Annotated in this window: 18 protein-coding genes; 1 reads left to right on the forward strand and 17 read right to left on the reverse strand. The window is 67.2% G+C overall.

All coding sequences use genetic code 11. The features are described 5' to 3' along the window. Window positions 1-20 precede the first annotated feature (20 nt). From ACDH77_RS09495 to ACDH77_RS09540, 10 genes are all read right to left on the reverse strand, one after another. The gene (locus ACDH77_RS09495; RefSeq protein ID WP_008576048.1) at window positions 21-788 is read right to left on the reverse strand and encodes an RNA polymerase sigma factor FliA; all 768 of its coding nucleotides are present in this window, start codon (window positions 786-788) and stop codon (window positions 21-23) included. Further along, the gene (locus tag ACDH77_RS09500) at window positions 785-1669 is read right to left on the reverse strand and encodes a MinD/ParA family protein (RefSeq protein ID WP_005918202.1); all 885 of its coding nucleotides are present in this window, start codon (window positions 1667-1669) and stop codon (window positions 785-787) included. The genes ACDH77_RS09495 and ACDH77_RS09500 overlap by 4 nt, the downstream gene beginning before the upstream one ends. Next, window positions 1656-3356: a flagellar biosynthesis protein FlhF gene (gene flhF / locus ACDH77_RS09505; protein WP_372353851.1), complete on the reverse strand. Its 1701-nt coding sequence runs from the start codon at window positions 3354-3356 to the stop codon at window positions 1656-1658. Before flhF ends, ACDH77_RS09500 begins: the two co-directional genes overlap by 14 nt. Window positions 3357-4013: 657 nt before the next feature. After that, on the reverse strand, window positions 4014-5498 hold the full coding sequence (locus tag ACDH77_RS09510) for a flagellar biosynthesis protein FlhA (protein ID WP_372371873.1): 1485 nt from the start codon (window positions 5496-5498) through the stop codon (window positions 4014-4016). Between the two features lie 17 nt (window positions 5499-5515). Next, a complete protein-coding gene (gene flhB / locus ACDH77_RS09515) occupies window positions 5516-6646 on the reverse strand; it encodes a flagellar biosynthesis protein FlhB (RefSeq protein ID WP_005917698.1) in 1131 nt (376 codons plus the stop codon). 160 nt (window positions 6647-6806) lie between these two features. Further along, window positions 6807-8894 (reverse strand): putative bifunctional diguanylate cyclase/phosphodiesterase, encoded by a 2088-nt coding sequence (locus tag ACDH77_RS09520; RefSeq protein WP_372353852.1) that lies wholly within the window; start codon window positions 8892-8894, stop codon window positions 6807-6809. Between the two features lie 270 nt (window positions 8895-9164). Beyond that, window positions 9165-12086 carry a diguanylate cyclase gene (locus ACDH77_RS09525; protein WP_372353853.1) on the reverse strand — a complete coding sequence of 974 codons (2922 nt, stop codon included), beginning with the start codon at window positions 12084-12086 and terminating at the stop codon, window positions 9165-9167. Window positions 12087-12465: 379 nt separating this feature from the next. Next, entirely contained in the window at window positions 12466-15417 is a 2952-nt protein-coding gene (locus tag ACDH77_RS09530) for a diguanylate cyclase domain-containing protein (protein ID WP_372371865.1), read from the reverse strand. A gap of 201 nt (window positions 15418-15618) precedes the next feature. Next, window positions 15619-16410 (reverse strand): flagellar biosynthetic protein FliR, encoded by a 792-nt coding sequence (gene fliR / locus ACDH77_RS09535; protein ID WP_008572484.1) that lies wholly within the window; start codon window positions 16408-16410, stop codon window positions 15619-15621. A gap of 13 nt (window positions 16411-16423) precedes the next feature. Further along, window positions 16424-16693: a flagellar biosynthetic protein FliQ gene (locus ACDH77_RS09540; RefSeq protein ID WP_005917968.1), complete on the reverse strand. Its 270-nt coding sequence runs from the start codon at window positions 16691-16693 to the stop codon at window positions 16424-16426. Window positions 16694-16785: 92 nt separating this feature from the next. On the opposite strand from ACDH77_RS09540, the gene ACDH77_RS09545 reads away from it, so the two are divergent. Further along, window positions 16786-16986 carry a hypothetical protein gene (locus tag ACDH77_RS09545; RefSeq protein WP_372371867.1) on the forward strand — a complete coding sequence of 67 codons (201 nt, stop codon included), beginning with the start codon at window positions 16786-16788 and terminating at the stop codon, window positions 16984-16986. Between the two features lie 599 nt (window positions 16987-17585). On the opposite strand, the gene fliP is transcribed toward ACDH77_RS09545, so the two are convergent. The 7 genes from fliP to fliJ all read right to left on the reverse strand — a co-directional run bounded on the left by fliP (window position 17586) and on the right by fliJ (window position 22658). Continuing rightward, window positions 17586-18431 (reverse strand): flagellar type III secretion system pore protein FliP, encoded by an 846-nt coding sequence (fliP, locus tag ACDH77_RS09550; RefSeq protein ID WP_005921349.1) that lies wholly within the window; start codon window positions 18429-18431, stop codon window positions 17586-17588. A 1-nt stretch (window position 18432) separates the two neighbouring features. Then, on the reverse strand, window positions 18433-18840 hold the full coding sequence (fliO, locus tag ACDH77_RS09555) for a flagellar biosynthetic protein FliO (RefSeq protein ID WP_136733213.1): 408 nt from the start codon (window positions 18838-18840) through the stop codon (window positions 18433-18435). Next, window positions 18837-19175 carry a flagellar motor switch protein FliN gene (gene fliN, locus ACDH77_RS09560; protein ID WP_007969679.1) on the reverse strand — a complete coding sequence of 113 codons (339 nt, stop codon included), beginning with the start codon at window positions 19173-19175 and terminating at the stop codon, window positions 18837-18839. Before fliN ends, fliO begins: the two co-directional genes overlap by 4 nt. Beyond that, window positions 19172-20185, reverse strand: a complete 1014-nt coding sequence (gene fliM, locus ACDH77_RS09565) for a flagellar motor switch protein FliM (protein WP_008577203.1) — start codon at window positions 20183-20185, stop codon at window positions 19172-19174. The genes fliN and fliM overlap by 4 nt, the downstream gene beginning before the upstream one ends. Before the next feature lie 10 nt (window positions 20186-20195). Next, entirely contained in the window at window positions 20196-20747 is a 552-nt protein-coding gene (fliL, locus tag ACDH77_RS09570; protein WP_008577202.1) for a flagellar basal body-associated protein FliL, read from the reverse strand. A 166-nt stretch (window positions 20748-20913) separates the two neighbouring features. After that, a complete protein-coding gene (locus tag ACDH77_RS09575) occupies window positions 20914-22206 on the reverse strand; it encodes a flagellar hook-length control protein FliK (protein ID WP_372353854.1) in 1293 nt (430 codons plus the stop codon). Further along, window positions 22203-22658, reverse strand: coding sequence for a flagellar export protein FliJ (fliJ, locus tag ACDH77_RS09580; RefSeq protein WP_005918178.1), 456 nt, complete (start codon window positions 22656-22658; stop codon window positions 22203-22205). Before fliJ ends, ACDH77_RS09575 begins: the two co-directional genes overlap by 4 nt. Window position 22659: the final 1 nt, after the last annotated feature.

Below are 22659 nucleotides of genomic sequence, written 5' to 3' on the forward strand. Positions count from 1 at the left end.
CGAAAAATTACGCGAAAAATTCAGTCGTCGACTTCGACGCCGGCATCGGCCAGTTCGAAGACCTTGAGGCGGCCACGCAAACGCACCACCGCCTGGCCATGGATCTGGCACACGCGCGATTCGCTGACGCCCAGCACGGCGCCGATTTCCTTCAGGTTCAATTCCTGTTCGTAGTACAGCGACAGCACCAGCTGCTCGCGCTCGGGCAATTGGCCGATGGCCTTGCCCAGCTCGCGGCCGAATTCGCCACGCTCCATCATCTGCTGCGGGTTGGGGCCACCCTTGGCGGTGGTGTCCAGCTCGCCGTGATCTTCGATGCGCGATTCCAGGCTCAGCACCTGGCCACGTGCGGCATCTTCCATCAGACGCAGGTAATCGGGCAGCGGCATTTCCATGGCGGCGGCCACTTCGGTGGCGGCGGCGGCGCGGCCGGTGTTCTGTTCGATCTTGCGCACGGCGGCGGCAGCGTCGCGGGCGCGGCGGTGCACCGAACGCGGCACCCAGTCGCCCCTGCGAATCTCGTCGATCATCGAGCCGCGGATGCGGATCGAGGCATAGGTTTCGAACGAAGCGCCCTGTTCGGAGTCGTAGCTGCGCGAGGCTTCGATCAGGCCGATCATGCCGGCCTGGATCAGGTCGTCCACTTCCACGCTGGCCGGCAGGCGCGCCGCCAGATGGTGGGCGATGCGGCGGACCAGGTCGGCGTGCTGGGTCACCACGTCGTTGGCGTTGTTGCGCTGCACGGCGCGGTACTGCGCGCTGGCCGTGGTTGCGGTAGCGGTGCTCATGCGGCCACTCCCCGTTGGATGATGCGTTCGACAAAGAACTCGACGTTGCCGCGCGGCACGGTCGGGGCCTGCCAGCGCGAGGTACGGCGTGCGATTTCGGCGATGGCCTGCGCCGACGGACTGGCGGGGTAGGCCTTGATGACCGGTTGCTGGCGCTGCACCGACAGGCGCAGCCAGTCGTCCTGCGGCACATGGCCGAGATAGTTCAGCGACACATCGCCGAGGAACTTTTCGCACACGCGCGAGAGCTTGTCGTACAGCAAGCGACCTTCGTTGGGGTCGCGCACCATGTTGGCGATGATCTGCAGGCGGTCCACGCCGCGTTCGCGCGAGAGCACCTTGATCAGCGCGTAGGCGTCGGTGATCGAGGCCGGCTCGTCGCAGACCACCACCACGGTGTCCTGGGCGGCCTGGCAGAAGGTCAGCACGCTGTCGGTGATGCCGGCGGCGGTATCGATGACCATCACGTCCAGGTCGCGTTCCAGTTCGGAGAACACGTTGACCAGGCCGATGTGTTGGGCCGGGGCCAGTTCGGCCATGTGGCGGCGACCGGAGGCGGCCGGCACCACCAGCACGCCGCCGGGGCCTTCGATGATGACTTCATCGAGCGTGCAACGGCCGGCAATCAGGTCGGCCAGGGTGTACTTGGGCGCCAGGCCCAGCACCACGTCCAGGTTGGCCAGGCCGAGGTCGGCGTCCAGCAGCAGCGTGCGTTTGCCCATGTCGGCAAGCGCCACGGCCAGGTTGGCGGAGATGTTGGTTTTCCCCACGCCGCCCTTGCCACCGGTCACGGCAATGGTGCGCACCGGGCCCAAAGGCTCGGGACGGGTCGCCGACAGGGGGAAGGCGTTGGTCAGCTTGGCGTATTCACGCGACTGCATGGTTGTGCTCCGGAGTACAGGGCTTATCGGCAGCGCGCCGCAAATCTTCAAGGCGAAGAACGAGACTGGCGGCATTGGCGCGGTGCAGGTCGTCAGGGACCCGCTGTCCGTCAGTCACCCAGGTGATGGGCATTTGGTGGTCGACCACCACCGACAAGGCGCTGCCGAAGCGGCCGGTCTCGTCGAGTTTGGTCAGCACCACGCCTTGGGGCTTGGCGTGGGCGAAGCGGCGTACGACCTCGTCGAGGTCGGAAAAATGGGCGTTGGCAGGCAGTACCAGCAGCGAGGTGACCTGCTGGGCGGCACGCAGCCAGTTCAGCTGGGCGGCCAGGGCGCGGTCGCGCTGGCCCATGCCGGCGGTGTCGATCAGCACCAGCTTGTAGTCGCGCAGGCGCTCGAGCAGGTCCAGCAGGCTTTCGGCGCTGTCGGCCTCGTGCACCGCGATGCCGAGCTGGCGGCCGTAGCTGTGCAGCTGTTCGCGGCCGCCCACGCGCTGGGTGTCGGTGGTGACCAGGGCCACGTCGCGCGGGGCGTGCTGGGCGGCAAAGCGCTGGGCGAGCTTGGCGATGGTGGTGGTCTTGCCGGCGCCGGTCGGGCCGACCAGGGCGATGACGCCGCCACGTTCCAGCGGGTCGACCGGGGCCACCGGCAGCCGCTTGGACAGCAGGCCCAGCATCAGGCCGCGGCCACGGTGCAATTCGGTATCGGCCGGGATCTGCAGGGCGATATCGCGGGTCAGGCCGGCATCGAAACCGTAGTCGTCCATCAGTTCCAGCGCCTGGGCGCGCACCGGCGAGCCACGCAGGCGCTCGTCGGTGAGGCGGTTCATTTCGCGCTCGATCATCTGCCGCATCAGCGCCAGTTCGCCGCGCAGCTGCTTGAGTTCTTCGTCGTTCTGCGGTGCGGGCGTGGCGGCAACCGGCACGGCGGCCAGCGCAGCGGGGGCGGGCGGGGCGACCACGATCGGCGGCAGCGCGGCCGGCGGCAGGATCTGCGGAAGGGCGTCGTCCAGATCGAAGTCGGCTTCGTCGGCGAAGGCGTCGTCGTCCTGGCCTGCGGCAGCAAACGCCGGGGCGGTGACCGTTGCCGCCGCGACCGGCGCGGGCGCCTGCACCGCCGTGGCCGGGACGGCCGGGCGCTGCACCGGTGCAGTGGTCAAAAAGTCGGCGAACAACTGTTCCGGCACGGCCGACAGCGCGTGTTCCTGGCGCGGCGCGGCGGTGACGGCAACCGCGTGGGCGAGTGCCTGGGCAGCGGGCGAAGGGATGCTGGCGGTACGCACCGGCGCGGCGACCGGCGCCTGGCGCGGCACGCTGACCGGCTGGCGCAGCGCCATGGCGGCAATCATGTCGTCGGCGGCGCTGGCGACGCGCTGGCGCTGGCTTGCCTCGGCGTCGGCAGACGGCTTGAGCAGGGCGTGCACCGGTGCAGCGGGCTTGGCCGGGGCTTGCGAGGCAGGCGCCGGCTGAGCGGGAGCCTGCTGGTGCTGTGCGGGGGCCGGGGTGTCGGAGCGCGCGGTTTCCAGGGCGCGCTGCACGAGCTCTTCGTCGTAATTGCTGGCAGCGACGATCTCGATGCCTTCGGCGGTGCGACGGTTGGACAGGATCACCGCGTCCGGGCCGTGTTCTTCACGCACCATGCGGAATGCGGTGCGCATGTCCGGGGCGACAAAGCGTTTGATTTTCATACGAAGTGCCTCCAGGAACGGGACCCGCCGGACGCCGGACGGGTGTGCGATGAATGTGGGTGTGTTGCCAGCGTCATGAGTTGCCTGTCCCGTTCGTTCGTCCAGTTCCGCAGCGGTGGTGCTGGCTGTGGTCTCGGCAGAGCTAATGCATGCGGTGTGCCAAAACGCGGTGCCAGGGTTCCGGCGCGGGGCGCCGGAGCATCAGGGCGGGGTGGGCGCTGTGCGTCTGGTCCGGTTGGAAGGCGTCAAGTCACTGAATTTATTGACGTTTTTCCGGGGCGGCGCGGCGCTGGCGTCTTTCTGCGGACCGCTGCACTCGCAGGCCGGACGTCCGGCCGGGCGCATCGGGAGTGCCTCGCAGCGGCCAGCGCCACGCAATCGATTGGAGGTCCGGGCCGGTGGCGGCTTTCCGACGCCGGGTGCGGTGGTCGGTTGCGGCAGGTATCCATCGCTGGCTGGCATGTCGGCCGGGCGCGGGAATGACTGGGTAGAAGCGCACTTGGGCGCGACGGGCTGTCCGGTAAAGGCGGTCGCGCCCAGGTGCGCTCCTACGGTGGTGTCGGGGCGGATGGCATATTTCCCGATCGCCTTGGATGTCGTAGGAGCGCACCCGGGCGCGACCGGCCATCCCGGCAAGCGACGGGTGGTTGAGCGGTCTCAGCTGATCGTGCCTACCAGCTTCAGGCGCTTGTCTTCTGGCACTTCGCTGTAGGCCAGCACCGACAGGCTGGGCACGCTGTGGCGCACCAGACGGGCCAGTGCGGCGCGCACCTGGCCGGGCACCAGCACCACCGCCGGTTCGTTGCGGGCTTCCTGCTTGCCCACGCAATCGGCCAGGCTCTGGTGCAGGCGTTCGGCCAGCCCGGGCTCCAGCGCCACGCCGTTGCCATGGGTGGATTCCTGCAGGACGCGCTCCAGCTGCGGGGCCAGGGTGAACACCGGCAGCTCGGCCGACATGCCGGCGATCTCCTGCACGATGAAGCGGCCCAGCGAGGTACGCACCGCGGCGGTGAGGGTGGCCGGGTCCTGGCTATGCGGGGCGTGTTCGACCAGCGCTTCGACAATCTTGCGCAGTTGCCGTACCGGAATCTTCTCGATCAGCAGGTTCTGCAGCACGCGCACCACCACCGACAGCGGCAGTGCCTTCGGGGTGAGGTCTTCGACCATCTTCGGCGCGGTCTTGGCCAGCGTGGCCAGCAACTGCTGCACTTCTTCATGGCCGAGCAGTTCGGGCGCATGCTCGCGGATCAGGTGCGACAGGTGGGTGGCGACCACGGTCGCCGGGTCGACCACGGTGTAGCCCATCGATTCGGCATAGGCGCGCTGGTGCGGCTGGATCCAGGTGGCGTCCAGGCCGAATGCCGGGTCCTTGCCGGGGATGCCGTCGAGCTGGCCGAGCGCACCGCCCGGGTCCAGTGCCAGTTCGCGATCGGAATAGATTTCTGCGGTGGCTACATCCATGAAGCTCATGCCGTGCTGGAGCATGCCCACCGCCATGCCGCCGATGAGGTTGATGAACAGGATCAGGATGGCGGCGATGGCGTCGCCGCGGATGAACTTGTTGGCACCGTCCATCGCACCGTAGAAGTCGGCTTCCTCGCGCACTTCCTCGCGGCGGGCCTTGGCCTCCTCGCGCGTCAGCAAACCGGCGTTGAGGTCGGCGTCGATGGCCATCTGCTTGCCGGGCATGGCGTCCAGGATGAAGCGCGCGGTCACTTCCGACACGCGTCCGGCACCCTTGGTGATGACCACGAAGTTGATGATGGTCAGGATCGCGAACACCACGATACCCACGGCGTAATTGCCGCCGATCACGAACTGGCCGAAGGCCTCGATGACCTTGCCGGCGGCGGCGTGACCGTCCTGGCCGTTGATCAGGATCACGCGGCTGGAGGCGACGTTCAGCGCCAGCCGCAGCATCGTGGTCATCAACAGCACGATCGGGAAAATGGTGAATTCCAGCGGGCGCTGCACGTACACCACCGCCAGCAGCACCATCAGCGAGATGGCGATGTTGAAGGTGAACAGCGCATCCAGCACCGGCGCGGCCAGCGGCACCATCAGCATGGCCAGCATGGCCATCAACGCCAGCGGGGCGCCCAGGCCGTTGCGCAGCAACTCCATGACGCGGCGGGCATTCATCGGGGCAGGGCGGGCGCTCATGCGTTGGCTCCCTTGCCGAACTCATCCACCTCGAGCGACGGCAATTCCGGCATCGGGCCGCCGTTCCAGCCACGCAGCTGGTAGACGTAGGAGAGCACCTGGGCCACGACCGAATAGAGTCTCACGGGAATTTCCTTGCCGATTTGCGCTTCCCTATACAAGGCGCGTGCCAAAGGCGGGGCAGTGACGATCGCCACCCGGTGCTGCTCGCCGGCTTCGCGGATGCGGAAGGCCATTTCGTCCACCCCCTTGGCCACCACGATCGGGGCGCGCATCTTGCCGCCTTCGTACTTGAGCGCCACCGCGTAGTGGGTCGGATTCATCAGCACCACATCGGCCTTGGGCACCGCTTCCATCATCTGGCGCTGCGACATCTGCATCTGCATCTGGCGGATGCGGCCCTTCACTTCCGGGCTGCCCTCGCTTTCCTTCATCTCGCGCTTGATCTCTTCGCGCGTCATCTTCAGCTTCCGCAGCCAGTTCCACTTCTGGTACGGCGCGTCGATGGCGGCCAGCAGCACCAGCGCGCCGGCGGTGTAGAACAGCAGGCTCTTGGTGAAGTCCAGCCCGTTGCCGATGGCCTGTTCCAGCGGCTGGTTCACCAGCGAGCGCAGGCCGTGCAGGCCCTTGGAAATGCAGAAGCTGGCGGCCAGCCCGACAAACAGCAGGCGCAGCACCGACTTGATCAGCTCAGCCAGGCTGTTGCTGCCCCACATGCGCTTGATCCCGTTGGCGGGGTTGAGCTTGCTGAGGTCGGGCATGATGGCTTTGCCGGAAAAGCGCAGGCCGCTCATCATCAGCGGGCCGGCCAGCCCGGCAGCCAGGCAGATGCCGATCAGCGGCAGCATCACCCACAGCAACTGCAGCAGCAGATCGCCGAAATGGCCGAACAGCGCCATCGGGGTCTCGCGCAGCTTCGGGTCCGGGCTGAGCGCGGTCTTCATCCACACCGCAGCGCCATCGCCGATGCCGCGGGCCAGCACCATCAGCGCGAATACGCCGGCACCGAACACCGCTGCGGTCGACAACTCGCGCGATTGCGGGATGTTGCCCTGCTCACGGGCCTCGCGTAGGCGTTTTTCGGTGGGAAGCTCTGTACGCTCGCCGCCGTCTTCGGACTCGGACATGGAGGTGCCGGTGGGGGATTAATCCAACCGATGCAAGCGGCGTTCCAGTTTGTGGAGCTGGGAATCGGGAATCGGGATTCGGGATTCGGGATTCGGGATTCGGAAAAGCGGTGGCTGCGGGTTGCACCGTAGGCCAGACGCCGGGGCTGCAGCAAGCGGCTCAGCTGACCAGGCGGCGCGGGCCGTCGCGCTGGGCGACCACGGTGGCGATGAAGCGTTCGGCGTCCATCGGCCGGCCCAGCAGGTAGCCTTGCAGCTGGTCGCAGCCCAGCCGTTCCAGGGTGTTGCGCTGGGCGAGGGTTTCCACGCCTTCGGCCACCACCTGCAGGCGCATGGTGTGCGCCAGCGCGACCACGGCCGCCACGATGGCGATGTCTTCGGCGCTGCCGTCCATGGCCTGGACGAAACTGCGGTCGATCTTGAGCTCGTGCGCCGGCAGCTTGCGCAGGTAGAGCAGGTTGGAATAGCCGGTGCCGAAGTCGTCGATGGCGATACGCACGCCCAGCGCGTTGAGCTGGCCCAGGGTGCGCAGGCAGGCCTCGGCGTCGCGCATGGCCATGGTTTCGGTGATTTCCAGGGTGAGCTGGCCAGGGGCCAGCGCATATTCGCTCAGCGTGGTGGCCACTTCGTCCAGCAGGCTGGGCGAGGCCAGCTGGAGGGCCGACAGGTTGACCGCCACCCGCCAGTCGCCGTGCCCGGCCTGCCGCCAGTCGCGCATCTGGCGGCAGGCCTGCCGCAGCACCCAGCTGCCGAGCAGGCCGATCATGCCGCTGCGTTCGGCCAGCGGAATGAAGCTGTCCGGCGGCACCAGGCCGCGCTCGGGGTGCTGCCAGCGGATCAGCGCTTCGGCGCCGATCGGGCGGCCGTCCTCGGCGCAGTACTTGGGCTGGTAATGCAGCACGAACTGCCCCAGTTCCAGCGCGCGCGGCAGTTCCTGCAGCAGCTGCAGGCGGTCGCGGGTGGTGGCCGTCATCGAGCGTTCGAAAAAGCTGTAGCGGTTGCGGCCGGCATGTTTGGCATGGGTCATTGCCGCATCGGCATGCGTCAGCAGCTGGTGCTCGCTACCGGCGTCTTCCGGGTACAGCGCAATGCCAATGCTGCTGCTCAGGCGCAGCTCGTGGTTGGCCACCAGGAACGGCACCGCCAGCGCCTGCACCAAGTGCGCGGCCAGCGCAGCGGCATCTTCCGGGTCGGCGATGTCGGCCACCAGCACGAATTCGTCTGCGCCCAGCCGCGCCAGGCTGCCATGCGCGCGCCGATGCGCGTTCAAGCGCTCGGCCACCACCACCAGCAGGCGGTCGCCCAACGCATGACCATAGCCGTCGTTGATCACCTTGAACCCGTCCAGGTTGATCAGCATCACCGCAAAGCGCTGCCCCTGGCGCTGGGCGCGTTCGATGTTCTGCACGAGATGCTCGTGCAGCAGGATGCGGTTCGGCAGCCGGGTGAGTGGGTCGTGCAGCGTGGCCAGTGCCAGTTCGGCATTGGCCTTGGCCAGCGACTGCGCCAGCACATCGGTGCGCTGCTGAAAGCGGCGCGACAGCAACGAAATGACCAGCGCCAGCATCAGCAGGACCAAGGTCACCAGCACCACCACCGCCGTCAGCCACGACAACGGCAAATGCGTATCGGCCACCGCGCCACACACGCTACCGGGCGCGAACCGGGCGGCGGCCATGCCGGTGTAATGCATGCCCACGATCGCCACGCCCATGATCGAGGCGGCGATCAGGCGCAGGCTGGAGCGCTGCCCATCGTGTCGCAGCCGGAACGCGATCCACAACGCGGCGGCAGAGGCGCCGATGGCGATGGCGATCGACAGCCCGAACAGCAGCGGGTCGTAGCGAATGGCCGGCACCATGCGCAGCGCATCCATGCCCATGTAATGCATCAGCGCAATGCCCAGTCCCATCAACAGCGCGCCCAGGCCCAACCGGAGCAACGGCAGGTCCGCGCACGAGGTCAGCCAGAGCGCCAGCGCCGAGGTCAGGATCGCCGCCAGCATCGAATAGCACGTCAGCGCCAGGTCGTAGCCGACCGGAATCGGCAGGCGAAACGCCAGCATGCCGACGAAGTGCATCGACCAGATGCCGATGCCCATGGCAATGGCGCCGCCCACCAGCCACGCGGCTGCGATGCCGCCACGACTGGCAGTGGTGCGTGCGGCCAGATACAGCGCGGTGTAGGAAGCCAGCACGGCCACTACCAGCGACAGCATCACCATGCCAGGGTTGTAGGTTCCGACCACCTATCCACTTCCCACGTCGAAAGACGCGTTGCCCAAGACCTAGCGACCCCTTGGCCGACTTCTTGAGCGCGGGGAAGCGGCCAAGGCCATCAACCCAGCGTTGCCGCCAGAGACGGCACGCTCGAAGGTCCTGCGGCCGCCCTGCGTGCGCTTTCGGCGTACCCAATCACGGCATGGTCGCGCATCGACTGCCGGCGCGCCGTGGCTTGCCGATGAGACGCGTGCGCTGCCTGCCTGCGCGTGCCCGCCGGGCCTGGCCGCCTGCGCGGCTCATGCCACCGAACTTTCCGGTTCCTCCGGCTCGATCCGGTTACGGCCGGAGCGCTTGGCCCGATACAGCGCCTCGTCCGCACGCGCCAGCAGCGAGGCGGCGGTGTCGCCGACACGGAACCAGGACACGCCCACCGAACAGGTCACCTGCAGCGGGCGTGCGGCGCCCACCTCGTAGGGCGCAATGCTGAGCGCTTCGTGGATGGCGCGCAGCCGGTGCTGGCTCTGTTGGCTCATGCCTGGCAGCAACAGCAGCAATTCTTCGCCGCCGTAGCGGCCCACCTTGTCCGAATCGCGCAGGCAGGCGGTCAGCCGCGCGCCCACCTTGGCCAGCACCGCATCGCCGACCAGGTGCCCATGTTCGTCGTTGACCTGTTTGAAGTGGTCCAGATCGATCAACACCACCGCCAGCGGATGCTCGCCGTGCGCGCAGCCCTGCAGTTCTTCGGCCATCGCTTCCAGGATGCCGGAGCGGTTGAGCAGGCCGGTCAGTGCGTCGTGGCTGGCCTTCAAGGCCAGCGCCGCACGTGCGTTTTCCAGTTCGCGTTTTTCGCGCTCCAGCTGGTAAGTGCGCTCGGACACCAATTCGGCCAGCATGCGTTCGCGCGCCACCAGATGGCGGTGCCGCCAGCGCCACAGGCCGATCAGCAGGCCGCCGCCGATCAACACATACAGCGCGATCGCCGGCGGGCTGCGCCACCACAGTGGCGCGACCGCGAAGGGCAGGTCGGCGATCGGCGAGGCGGTGCGACGGTAGCGGTCCAGCACCTGCACCTGCAGGCGGAAGTGCCCGGAAGGCAGCGGTGGCTGGTCGATGGACAGGTTGTCGCTCTGGATCCATTGGTCGTGCAGGCCGAGCAGGCGATAACGCACCGTCAGGCGGCTGGGGTCGTCGTAGACCTCCAGCGTCGACAGCTCGATGTGCAACGGCTTGTCGCTCCAGCCCAGCAGCTGCCCGCGCTGTACCGGCATGCCGCCGCGGCTGACGCTGTCGATGCGCACGCTGGGTTGGCGTTCGTCGAACAGGCGCGCCGGGTCGCTCACGTGGCTTACCCCGCGTGCGGTGCCGATCCACACCGAACCGTCCGGATCTTCGGCGAACGCGGCTTCGGAAACGTCATCCCAGATCAGCCCCTGCGACTGCGACAGATGCGCCCAGCGCTCGCCGTCGTAGACTTCGACGCCGCGCGCATGACCCACCCAGACCCGGCCGAAGCTGTCGCTGCGCAGCAGGTACACGCCGACATCGCGTAGCGCCTCGTCGCTGATTTCCTGCAGGTCCAGGCCGTCGTGCAACAACATGCCGTGCCACAGGCCGGGGCGATAGAACGCCAGCCACACCTCACCGCTGTCGCTGATATGGAACTTGGCGATCCATGGCTCCGGCGCGCCGCCGTTGACCTTGACCCTGACCTTGGACCACCGCCCATCGCGCAGCTGAAACAAGCCGTTGGAGCTGGAAACCCACAGCGTGCCGTCGGCGGTTTGCTGGATGTCGGTGTAGGCGATGGCAGGCACGTCGGCCACGGCCTGCATGCTGCCGCCGTCGAGCGGGTGTTCGATCACGAACAAGCCGCCGGCGCTGAGCATCCATAGCCGGCTCTGGCGGTCGATCAGCAGGCGGCGCGCAGTGCGCGGCAACTTGGCGATCTGCGCGCTGCGCCCATCCGGCCAGGTGCGGCGCAGGAAACCGGCCGAATTGAGCGTCCACAAGCTGCCGTCTGCGCTGCGCTGCATGCCCACGACCTGGATCCCGGCGCTTTGCAGGGCCGGGACGAAGCGCTTGTCCGGCTCGGCCTGGCGGCCGATGCCGTGCTCGTTGCCGACCAGCAGTGCGCCTTGCGTGTCGCGGGCGATCGACCAGGTCGGCGCGGCCGGCATGCCTTGCGAGGCGTCCCAGTTTTCGATCCATTCGTAGCCGGCCCAGCGCACCAGACCTTCGCCGTCCACGGTCATCCAGATATCGCCATCGCGGTCCACCAGGATCGCGTCGCTGCTGCCGGGCGGTAGCCCATTGTCCGCGCCAAAAGTGCGCCAGTGGCCGTTTTCCCAACGCGCCAGGCCGTCGTTACGACGCACCAGCACGCGTCCTTCGCTGTCCATCACCAGTGCCGCCGGCCGCCCGACCGTGCTGCCATCCAGCAGCGGCAGCGAGCGAACACTGAAGGCACTCGCCCCGCGTGCGCGATAGAGCAGGGTGCCCGCACCGCGCACCCACAGCCCGCCGTCGTGGTCGCGCAACACGCTGTACCACCGGTCGTCCGGCACCCCGTGTTCGGGTCCGAATACCTGCACCTTGCGCTGCGCATCGATGGCGCACAGCTTGCGTGCGCAGCCCACCCACAGCGTGTCGCCGTCCACCGACAGGCTCAGCGACTTGGACAACTCGGGAACGCGTACGCGGGTTGCGGTGTCCAGCAACGGTTCGCTGTGCCAGCGATCGTTGGCGCGGCCCTGCAGGATTTCCAGCGTGCCGCCATTGGCCAGCACCGTGCCCCAGGGCAGGCTGGCGAGCTGCATCTGGTCCCCCAGGTGCTCGGCTTCATCGGGCTGCAGTTTGCGGAAGCCGTGCTCGTCGCCGACGAACAGTGCCTGGAAGCCGGCCACCCACAACCGCCCATCGGCGGTTTCGGCGATCGAGGTGGTGGGCTCGTTGCGCAGGCCATCCAGCGGCACCTGTTGGAAGATGCGCCCGTTGTAGCGATACAGCCCGCTCTCGGTGCACACCCACAGCAAGGTGGCGCGGGTCTGCAGCAGGCAGGTACCGGCAAGCCCGAGCAGGCCCTGGTCGTGGGCATAGCGGCGGATGCTGGCGCTTTGCGCACCGGCCAGGTCGGCCAACGACAGCAATGCCAACAGCACCACGACGGCAAACGGTGCACGCCGGTGCGACGACCTCCATTGGCGGTGCTCAAACCCCACGGACGTTGCAGTCTCCCACGCATCGGCAATGCGGTCCGCGCCCCTCGCGCGGTGTCTCAGGCTTGCCTTGGCAGCCCCCCGTTGCAGGCCGCATTGGAATCACTAGCGGCTGCCAACGCGTAATCCTTTAATGCTTCAGCGAGCACGACGGCGTGAGGAACTGGCATACGCGGCTGGTTGCTGGCGTGTTGTAGGACGCAGGTCACACGGGTGCGCAAGCGCGATTCACCTGTCGTCCCTGCCGGGCTTTGCATGGCGCGGTACTGGGCAGGCGCAGGCTTGCGCTTGATCAGGCGTTGCAATCGATTGTCGGCGCTTGTGCGTCTCCGGCGTGCGGGTGGAACAGGTGCAAAGCGCGGCAAGCTCAGCTGCGCTGCCGTCACACCTGATCGAACGTATCCAGCGGCACGTGATCGTAATCGATGCGATTGCGGCCACTGCGCTTGGCCCTGTACAGCGCTGCGTCGGCGCGAGCCAGCAGTTGCTCGAGCGTTTCGCCACGCTGGAACCAGGCCACGCCAACCGAACAGGTGACATGCAGCCAGCCGCCATCGATGGGGTAGTCGCCGCAGATGCCGTGGTGCAGGGCGTCCAGCCGATGGGTGGCATCCAGGTTCAGGCCTGGCAGCAGCGCCAGCAATTCTTCGCCGCCATAACGGCCGATGCGGTCGTCGCCGCGCATCAGCGTGTCCATGCGGCGGCCAACCCCGGCCAGGACGGCGTCGCCGGCCAGATGGCCATGCTGGTCGTTGACCAGTTTGAAGTGGTCCAGGTCGATCAACACCACCGCCAGCGGACGCCCGGTGTGTTCGGCGTGCAGCAGCATCTCGCGCAACGCGGCCAGGATGCCGGCGCGGTTGAGCAGGCCGGTGAGTTCGTCGTGGGTGGCCTTGAGCGAGAGTTCGGCGCGCGCCGCTTCCAGATCGCGCTTGTCCTGTTCCAGCTCGGCGGTGCGCTTGGCCACCAGTTGCTCCAGTTCGCGCTTGCGTCGCAGCAGTTTGGCGGTGCGCCAACGCAGCAGCGCGATCACCGCCGCGATGCTCAGCAGCACGTACCCGACAATCGCCGGAACGCCCCGCCACCACGGTGGCACCAGCTCGAACCCGAAGCGGGTGATCGGGCTGCTGCTGCGCTGGTAGGCATCCATTGCCTGCACTTCCAGCGTGTAACTGCCTGGCGGCAGCAGCGGGTAGGTCAGGTGGCTGAGCGAGGTACTGGTCCAACTGGCCTGATGGCCTTCGACCCGGTACCGGAAGCTGATGCGGTCCGGGCCGCCTTCCGCCCCCGGGGTGCTGAGCTCCACATCCAGCGGCACCTGCGACCACTCCACCCGGGATTGCGGCAGCAGCAGTTGGCTGCCGCGGCGCACATGCAGGATGTCCACCCGCAGCGGCGGTGCGGCGAACAGGCGCATCGGATCCAGCAGGTGGGTCAGGCCACGGCTGCTGCCGAGCCAGACGCTGCCATCGGTGTCTTCGAAAAATGCATTGGCCGACATGTCGTCCCACAACAGCCCTTCCGTGCGCGTGGCCCGCGACCAACGACCGTTCTGGTACACATCCAGGCCCTGGCTGCTGCCCAGCCACAGCCGGCCCTTGCTGTCGTGGCGCAGGATGAAGGGCATCACCCGCGCCACCAGCGGGTCGTCCACGGCGGCAAGCGTCAGCACGCCGTCGGCCTGCAGCCGGCCATGCCACAGCCCGGTATCGCGCAGCGACAGCCACACCTCGCCATCGGCGCTGAAATCGAGCAGGAAGAAATCCTGGCTGGGCAGGTCGCCGCGTACCTGCACGCGCTGCCACTTGCCGTCTTTTGCCTGCAGGAACAGGCCTTCGCGCGTGCTGGCCCACAGCCGCCCCTGCGGATCCAGGTCGATATCGCCCACGAAGGCTGCCGGCAGGGCCGTTTCGCGCTCGGCCCGCAGCGGGGTGCCGCGCTGTACGCGGTACAGCCCACGCGGGGTGGTGATCCACAAGGTGCCGGCCGTATCGAACATCAGCCTGTTGATCGGCAGGTCGAGCTGCAGCACATCGGTGGTCTTGCCGCTGCGCGGGTCGCGCCGCGCCACGGCTCCGGACGAGCGCGCCACCCAGGCCGCACCATCGTCCGGCGACAGTGCAATGGAAATGGATTGCAGCAGGGGTTGGCCGTTCTCCAGCGTCCACGGCTGCATGCGCCCGCTACGCGGATCGAGCATATTGGAACCGGCATCGCCACCGACCAACAGCTCACCGCTGGGCAGTCGCTGGCTCACCCAGGTCGGCGCTTCGGCCAGCCCCTGGCTTTCGTCCCAGTGTTCGACGGTGCCGTAGCCCAGCCAGCGCTGCACACCCAGGCCGCGCGTGCCGATCCACAGGTGGCCGGTGCTCTGCATCATCAACGGGCCAACCATGGGGCTGATCTGCAGCCCCTGGCTTTGGCCGAAGTAGCGCCAGTGGTCGCCTTCCCAGCGCACCAGGCCGCGGTCCGAACGCGTCAGCAGGCGGCCCTGCGCGTCTTCCGACAGCGTCGTGGCACCGGAGAGGGTGTTGAATCGGGTGCCCGCCGGCGCCGGACGATTGCGGAACACGCGCTCGCCGGCAGCGCGTGAGAGCACCAGGCCGCCCCCACGCAACCACAAGGTGCCCAGGTGATCGCGAAAGATCGCGCGCCATTGCCGTTCGGGCACGCCATCGTCCTCGGACAGCAGGGTGATCCTGCCGCCGGCATCGATCCGGCAGACGTGCTGGCCGCAACTGGCCCATAACGCGGTTCCATCGGCCAGCAAGGCCCTGCCGGCCGGCAAGAGGCGTCCATCGTCCAGCTGCAGGGGCAGGGGGTTAACCGACCAGCCGCCTGCGGCATTGGGCGACACCCGCAGCAGGCTGTTTTCGCTGACCACCACCACGCCATCGGCGTAGGCGGCAACGACATTGCCGCTGTCGGCACGGATCGGCTTGCCCTCGCGCAGCACCTGCACGAAGTCGTTGCCCTCGCGCACGAACAGGCCATTGGCGCTGGACACCCACAGACGTCCGGCCGCATCCAGCCCGAGCGCGCGGATATAGCGCGCATCCAGCCCGCTCTCCTTGCCGACCGGGGTGAAGTGTTCGCGTTCGAAACGGTGCAGCGCCAGCTCGGTGCCGACCCAGACCACGCCCTGGCGATCTTCGAGCAGGCTGTTGACGGTCATGCCCTGCAGGCCATCGGCCTGGGCGTAATCGCGGAAGCTGTAGGTTTGCGCCCAACTTGTGCCGCAGATCAGCACCGCCGCCAGCAACAGCCATGCCCTTGCACGCAGGCGAGCGCCTTGCAATCGCATCGGGGCCAACAGCGCAGGCACAGTAAGCATCGATTCCCGTGGGATGGGTAAGTGTTGGACGACGATACGCAGCGTCAATCGTGTAGGGGCTTTAACGGCTGCGCGGCCAGAAACTTGAGGCGTGTCACGGTTTGGAAGGGTGCAGGCGGGGCGGCCCCGTCGCAGTGGCGGCGGCGCCGGCAAGTTGGCGGCCTGCTGTGCTTGCAGTGGTCGGCCATTGTCTAGTGTGGGTCAGGCCGTCAGCTCTCTGGCGGCATCGAAGGCGGTATCGAACATGCGTTGCACTGGCGGGGCGAACTCGCTGGCGAAACTCGACAGCAGGAACAGCCCCAGCAACACCGTCAGCGGCAGGCCCAGTTGCATGGGATTCAATGCCGGCGCCGCCTTGGCCAGCGCGCCGAAGGCCAGGTTGACCGCCAGCATCGCCACCATCATCGGCAAGGCCAGGGTCAACCCGCCGCGCAGGATCTGCAGGAACAGGGTGGGCGCCACTTCGGCGAATGCGCCGGCATCGGGCAACGCGGTCCCGATCGGCAACGCCTTGTAGCTGTCCACCAGCAATGCGATCACCGCCAGATGCCCGTTGGCCGCGAAGAACAGCAGCCCGAAGCCGAGATAGAACCACTGCGCGATCACCCCCGACGTCACGCCGCGCATCGGGTCGGACATCTGCGCGAACGACAGGCCGGTGGACTGCGACACCAGTTCGCCGGCCAATGCGCCGGCTTCGAAAATAAGCTTCAGCATGAAGCCCATGCTGGCCCCGACCGCCAGCTCGCGCGCAATGCTCAGCACTGCCTGGGCGGTAAAGCCGTCCCACTCCGGCACCGGCGGCAGGATCGGCGCCAGCACCATCGCCAGCGTCCCGGCCAGCATCACCCGCACCCGTCCGGGCACCGCCCGCGTACCGATCAACGGCATGGCGGTGAGCAACGCACCGGTGCGCAGCATGGTCCACATGATCGCCCCGACCATCGCGAACGCGCGCTGGCCATCGATCACCATCTGGGTTGCAGAATCCATCCGGTCTGGCCCGCTAGCCGATCAGGTGTGGAATGCGCTGGAACAGCGCAATGGTGAACTCCACCAGATGCCCCAGCAGCATGCTGCCGGTGGCAAACAGCGTGGCCGTCAGCGCGACCGCCTTGGCCACGAAGGCGATGGTCGGCTCGTTCAACTGGGTGGCGGCCTGCACCACGCCAATCACCACGCCGACCACCAGCACGGCCAGCAACATCGGCCCGGCGATCCACAGGACGGTGACCAGGCCACCACGCAATTCAGTCAGGGCGATTTCAGGGCTCATGGGAGGTGCTGATGCAAGTGGGGTGCCAAAGGGGCGGGGATTCGGGATTCGTGGTTCGGGATTGGTTGGCGAACGGGGATCTGAGTTGCCTCGTGTTGCACTCGCTGTCGCTGTCGCTGTCGCTGTCGCTGTCGCTGTCGCTGTCGCTGTCGCTGTCGCTGTCGCTCTTGCTTGGCTTTTGCAATTCGCTTTTCATCCCCCATACCGCAGCGGCGGGCCGCGTGGGTCAAACCCCGAAGGGGCGGCGCGCATGGATGCGCGACGTTTTTCTAAGGGACATGGATGTCCCTTAGAAAAATTCCCACGTGGACTGCGTACCCGTAGCGCCTTGGCGCGTAGGGGCGCGAGGACGGGGTGTGTTTCTTTGGTTACTTGATCAGCCTTCGGCTGCTGTAAAGCGCTTCTTTGCACAAGCAAAGAAAATGACTCGTTCCCCGAAGGGGAGCGAAAGCCCTGTACTTAAGTTTGCTCGGTTTGCAGTTTCGTTTTTGGTGTGAGACAGAGAAATCAACGGCTTTCACGCCCTGCGGGCGCGAGTCACTTTTCTTTGCTTGTGCAAAGAAAAGTAACCAAAAGAAAGCACACCCCGTCCTCGCGCCCTCCGCGCCTACGGCGCTGCGGGTGCGCAAGTCCGGCAGAAATTTTTGTAAGGGACATCCATGTCCCTTACAAAAACGACGCGCATCCATGCGCGCCGCCCTGCGGGTTGTATCTGCCGGCCTTGCCGCTGCGGTATGGGGCCCCGGAGAAGCTAGAAGCCAAAGCGAAGCACAAAGGCAAAAAGCGGAAAGCAAAAAGCGGCAAGCGGAGCTGATGGTTGAGCAATACAACCCCGCAATGCGCAAAAATCAATCGATTGACAAGCGCTACCGCGCGCACCGCGCGTCCACACCTACGAGGCATTAAAGCTCGCAGCCAGCGTCCCCACCACCAGCACCCACCCATCCACCAGAATGAACAGCAGGATCTTGAACGGCGCGGAGATCAGCATCGGCGACAGCATCATCATGCCCATCGACATCAGCACGCTGGCCACCACCAGGTCGATGATCACGAACGGAATGAAGATCAGAAAGCCGATTTCGAACGCGGTCTTCAGCTCGCTGGTCACGAACGAGGCCACCAGCACCGGGAACGGTACCGCGTCCGGGCCGGCGTACTTGCCGTCGCCGGCCATGCCGGCGAAGGTCATCAGATCGGTCTCGCGGATCTGCGCCAGCATGAAGGCGCGCAGCGGCTGCGTGGTGAGCGTCCAGGCAGTGGAAAAATCGATCTGGTTATTGAGATACGGCTGCAGTCCGGCGCCCCACATCTTCTGCCACACCGGCATCATCACCAGCGCGGTCAGGAACATCGCCAGGCCCAGCAGTACCTGGTTGGACGGGGTCTGGCCGGTGCCCAACGCCTGGCGCAGCAGGCCCAGCACGATGGTGATGCGGGTGAAGGCGGTCAGCACCAGCAGCATCGACGGCAGCAGGGTGATCGCCGTCATCAGCAGCAAGGTCTGCAGCGGCAGGCTCACGGGCTGGTCGCCGATGCGGCCCACGCTCACGTTCGGCAGCGACGGCAACTGGTTGGAACCGGCCGGTACCGCGGCAGGGGTCGCCGCCGGTGCCGCGGCCTGCGCCATTGCCGGCAGCGCGGCCGGGCTGGCCGCGGCCAGCAGCGGGCAACTCATCACCAGCAGGATCAGCACCAGGCGCACACTGCGCCCCCAACGATTCCAACGGCTCAACATGTCACGGGTCCTTGCGCAGCTTCTGGGCGAGCAGCTGGGCGAAATTGGGAAGTTGCTTGAAAGCGGGCAGGGTGGGTGCGGGCGTGGGCGGCAGCGGTTCGGGCAAGGTGTGCAGGGTGCTGATGCCGCCGGCGGTGACGCCGAGCAACAACTGCTGGCCGTTCACCTCCACCACCACCACACGTTCCTTGGCACCGACTGCCAGGCTGGTCACCACACGCAGGCCCTCGGTGCTGCGGAATCCGCTGCCGGGCATGCGCTTGAGCAACCAGCCCAGGCCGACGATCAGCGCGAGCACCAACAGCAATGCAAAGACTGCGCCAAACAGACCGGGCGAGGACGGTGCCTGCGCGCCGACCCCGCTCGCCTTGGCCGCGACCGGCGCGGCAGTGGCCAGCAGGCCGATCACCGCAGCCTCCGGATCCGTTCGCTGGGGCTGACCACGTCGGTCAGGCGAATGCCGAAACGGTCGTTGATGACGACCACTTCGCCGTGCGCGATCAGGGTGCCGTTGACGTAGACGTCCAGCGGTTCGCCGGCGCCGCGTTCCAGTTCCACCACCGAGCCCTGGTTGAGCTGCAGCAGGTTGCGGATCGGAATGCGTGCGCGACCCACTTCCAGCGACAGGGTCACCGGTACGTCCAGGATCACGTCCAGGTTGAGGTCGGCGGCGTTCTGGTCCTGCTCGGCCTGCAGGCTGTCGAAGGTGGCAGGCGAGGCGTCGAGGATGTCGGAGTTGATCATTTGCTGGGGTCCTGGGAGGGAACGGCGCGTGGGGCTTGCACGCCGGGCGGGCGTACGGCGGTGATCTTGACGGCGTTGTTGCCATTGGAAACGCCGAATTCGCCGGTGAATAACGGGATGTCTTCCACGCACAGCGGCACCTGGGCGGGCAGGTCGATCGGCAGGATGTCGCCGACCTTCAACCCGGTGAGCTGGCGCAGGCTCATGCGCTTGCTGGCCAGCACGCTGGAGAGCGTGACCTCGGCGGTGTCCAGCTGCTCGCGCAGCATCACGTTCCAGGAGTCGTCGCGGTCGTTGCGGTCGCTCTGGATGCCGGCATCGAGCAGTTCGCGGATCGGCTCCAGCATCGAATACGGCAGGGTGATGTGGATCTCGCCGCCGCCGCCTTCCAGCTCCACATGGAACCGGCACACCACCACGTACTCGCGCGGGGTGACGATGTTGGCGAAGTGCGGGTTGATCTCGGAGTTGATGTACTCGAAGTCCACGTCCATCACCGGCGCCCAGGCTTCCTTCAGGTCGGCGAAGGTCTGCTTGAGCATCAGCTGGATCACGCGCATCTCGGTGGCGGTGAATTCGCGGCCTTCGATGCGGGTGTGGAAGCGGCCGTCGCCACCGAAGAAGTTGTCCACCACGGTGAACACCAGGGTGGGTTCGAACACGATCAGCCCGGTACCACGCAGCGGCTTGAACCGGATCAGGTTGAGGTTGGTCGGCACATACAGCGAGTGCATGTACTCGTTGAACTTGACCAGGTCGATGCCGCGCACCGACAGGTCGGCCGAGCGCCGGATCAGGTTGAACAGGCCGATCCGCCACAACCGCGCGAAGCGCTCGTTGACCATCTCCAGGGTCGGCATGCGCCCACGGATGATGCGGTCCTGGCTGGACAGATCGTATTGGCGCGCCTCGCCGGGCAGCGGCTCCGGCTCGGTGTTGACCGCGCCCGAATCCACGCCGTGCAGCAGGGCATCGATCTCGTCTTGGGAAAGCAGATCACTGACGCTCATCGGACAGGCCTTACTGGGTCACGAAACTGGTGAACAGCAATTCTTCGACGCACTTCTTGCCGGTCTCGCTGGTCATGACCTTCTGCGCTTCGGCCAGGGCGGACTTCTGCAGCTTCTGCTTGCCAGCCAGGTCGGCCACGTCGGTGGCCTTGACCTGCGACAGCAGCATCAGCAGGTGCGCGCGAATGGCCGGCGCGTTCTCGGTGATGAGCTTGAGCTCTTCGGGGTCGCGGGTGACCAGCTGCACTTCGACCTGCAGGTACTGCGGGCCATCGCCGGGGTCGGCCAGGTTGACCACGATCGCCGGGTCCATCGGGAAGTACTGCGCCGGCTTGGGCACTTCGGCCACCTTGGGGGCGTCGTGCTTGCCGCCTTTTTCCTCGCCCTTGTGGCCCAGGAAGAACCAGGCGCCGCCGCCAGCGGCTGCCAGCACCACCACGCCGATGGCGATGAGCAGGATGGGCTTCTTGCCGCCCTTCTTCTTCTCGCCCTTGTCGTCTTTGTCGTCGGTCTTCTTGGTTTTTTCGGCCGCTGCCACAGTCTGCTCCAGGGGAATGCTCACCCTGTCGATGCAACTGGCATGCCAAAACCGCGTCGGTTTCCTGGCGCGGGCTGCGTGGAAACCAGAAAACCCCCGCAGGCCTTGCGCCGCGGGGGGTGGAAGGGCGTCATCGGCCTCCGGCTGGGGGCGAGGATCAGCGGTGCCGGGGTGTGCCCGGCACGTCGTCTCAGGCGTAGGCGTCCAGCAATCCACGCTGGCGTAACACCACCGACGGAATTCCGACGGGCGGGGCGTCGTCCAGGGTCAGGCCGTTGCCGCTGTCGTTGCCGCCATTGCGATTGCCCGCCGACTGCTGCTGTTGCTGGCCGACGTCGGCCTGGCCAAGCTGGAAGCCATTCTGGCCGAGCATTTCGCGCAGCCGCGGCAGGCTCTGTTCCAGCGCCTGGCGGGTGTCGGCGTTGGCGGCGGTGAAGCTGGCATTGACCTTGTCGCCCTCCAGATGCAGGCGCACCTCGACCGGACCCATCTCGTTCGGAGTCACCTTGATGTGGGCATGGCCGATTTTCTGGTCTGCCAGCCAGCTCATGCGCGCGCCGATGGCATCGTCGAAAGTGTCGCTGCCCAGGTCCGGGGTAGGCGTGGGCGAGGCGCTGAAGATCGGTGCGGCATCCTGCAGGCGGGTGAGTGCCGGCGCGGTGGTGGTCGGCAACACGAACGCCGGGGCGTCCGGCGCTGCGGCAGCGGCGCTGTCGTCGGCGGCCGGCTCCAGCGCCTTGGCGGCCATGCTCATCAACGCGGCCGTCTGTGCATCGCCGCTTACGGCGGTGGTCGAGGTCGGCTTGGCGCCTGCAGCAGCGGCCGGCACCGGCGCTCCCAATGCGGGCAGGGCGGCGCCGGCGTTTGCAGTGGCGGCGGCTGCGGTTGCATCGGTGGGCAGTGCGGTGGCGGTCGCCGTCGCGCCGTTGGCGCCGGCCATGCTGGCCGTCAGTGCGGCGGCTGCGGCCGCCAGCACGTCGCCACCCGGCAACGCCTGCGCCAGCAGGCCCATGCCGAAGCCACCCAGGCCAGCCGGCGGCCAGCCGGCATCGGTCGCGGTGGCTGCTTCTGCGGGCGCGTCTTCGCCGGTCGCGGCGGCCCTGGCCGGTTTGCCGGTCTTGCTGGCAGTGGCGGCTGTGCTCTTGTCGGTGGTTGCCGCGTCCTTGGCGGCACCTGGCTTGGCCTGCTTGGCATCGCCGTCCTGCGCCCGCGGCCGAGCAGTGGCATCGCCGGCTGCATCGTCGTGGCTGTCCTCGTCGCTGCGGTTCTTGTCGGGCTGGTTGGGCTTGGGCGCGGCCTGCTTGGCAGGCACGCGCTCGGGTGCCTGCGGCGGGGCCTGGTTCGGCGTGTTGGCCGGATTGAGCATGCGCGCAAACTGGTCCTGGCCCGCGTCCGGTTCGGACGACGGGTCGCTGTAGCTGGATTTCTTGCCGGCGCCGGCAAGCGCACCAAGGCCGGCGGCGAAGGCGGACAAGGGGTTCATGCGGATTCTCCGTGGGTGTCTTGGCTGCGGGCCAGGCGCGAACGACGCGCGCCGAGGTCGTCCATCTCACGCTGGTCGCGGCGTTCGATCACTTTGTTTTCCTGGGCACGGTAGCTGGCGGCCAATTGCTCCAGCACCTGCTTCTCGCGGCTGGCCAGCAGCAGGCGGGTGCGCTCGGCTTCGACCTTGGCGATGTTGCTTTGCACGGTCTGCGCCTGTTGCAGCACGGCGCTGTCCAGGCGGTCCAGGAAGGCGCGGCGGTTGCTCAGCGCCACCGCGCTGGTGCCGGCCATCTGGCTGTTGGCGTATTCCTCGGCGTAGCGGCGCAATTCTTCCAGGCGCGACTGGTGGGTTTCCAGGACGCGCTGGCGCTCGGCCAGATCGCGGGCGACCTTGTCTTCCTGTTCCTGCGCGCGGCGCAGCAGTGGGTCGATCCGTTTGGACTGCATCATG

The sequence above is a fragment of the Xanthomonas axonopodis pv. maculifoliigardeniae genome, from assembly GCF_041519315.1.
In the GTDB taxonomy this organism is placed as follows: domain Bacteria; phylum Pseudomonadota; class Gammaproteobacteria; order Xanthomonadales; family Xanthomonadaceae; genus Xanthomonas; species Xanthomonas euvesicatoria.

Coding starts and splice junctions, on each gene's coding strand:
- fliM (WP_008577203.1), bottom strand. CDS start 20,185: ATGAGCGTCAGTGATCTGCTTTCCCAAGACGAGATCGATGCCCTGCTG.
- ACDH77_RS09575 (WP_372353854.1), bottom strand. CDS start 22,206: ATGAACCCCTTGTCCGCCTTCGCCGCCGGCCTTGGTGCGCTTGCCGGC.
- fliN (WP_007969679.1), bottom strand. CDS start 19,175: ATGATCAACTCCGACATCCTCGACGCCTCGCCTGCCACCTTCGACAGC.
- ACDH77_RS09540 (WP_005917968.1), bottom strand. CDS start 16,693: ATGAGCCCTGAAATCGCCCTGACTGAATTGCGTGGTGGCCTGGTCACC.
- fliP (WP_005921349.1), bottom strand. CDS start 18,431: ATGTTGAGCCGTTGGAATCGTTGGGGGCGCAGTGTGCGCCTGGTGCTG.
- ACDH77_RS09495 (WP_008576048.1), bottom strand. CDS start 788: ATGAGCACCGCTACCGCAACCACGGCCAGCGCGCAGTACCGCGCCGTG.
- flhF (WP_372353851.1), bottom strand. CDS start 3,356: ATGAAAATCAAACGCTTTGTCGCCCCGGACATGCGCACCGCATTCCGC.
- fliJ (WP_005918178.1), bottom strand. CDS start 22,658: ATGATGCAGTCCAAACGGATCGACCCACTGCTGCGCCGCGCGCAGGAA.
- fliR (WP_008572484.1), bottom strand. CDS start 16,410: ATGGATTCTGCAACCCAGATGGTGATCGATGGCCAGCGCGCGTTCGCG.
- flhB (WP_005917698.1), bottom strand. CDS start 6,646: ATGTCCGAGTCCGAAGACGGCGGCGAGCGTACAGAGCTTCCCACCGAA.
- ACDH77_RS09530 (WP_372371865.1), bottom strand. CDS start 15,417: ATGCTTACTGTGCCTGCGCTGTTGGCCCCGATGCGATTGCAAGGCGCT.
- ACDH77_RS09500 (WP_005918202.1), bottom strand. CDS start 1,669: ATGCAGTCGCGTGAATACGCCAAGCTGACCAACGCCTTCCCCCTGTCG.
- ACDH77_RS09510 (WP_372371873.1), bottom strand. CDS start 5,498: ATGAATGCCCGCCGCGTCATGGAGTTGCTGCGCAACGGCCTGGGCGCC.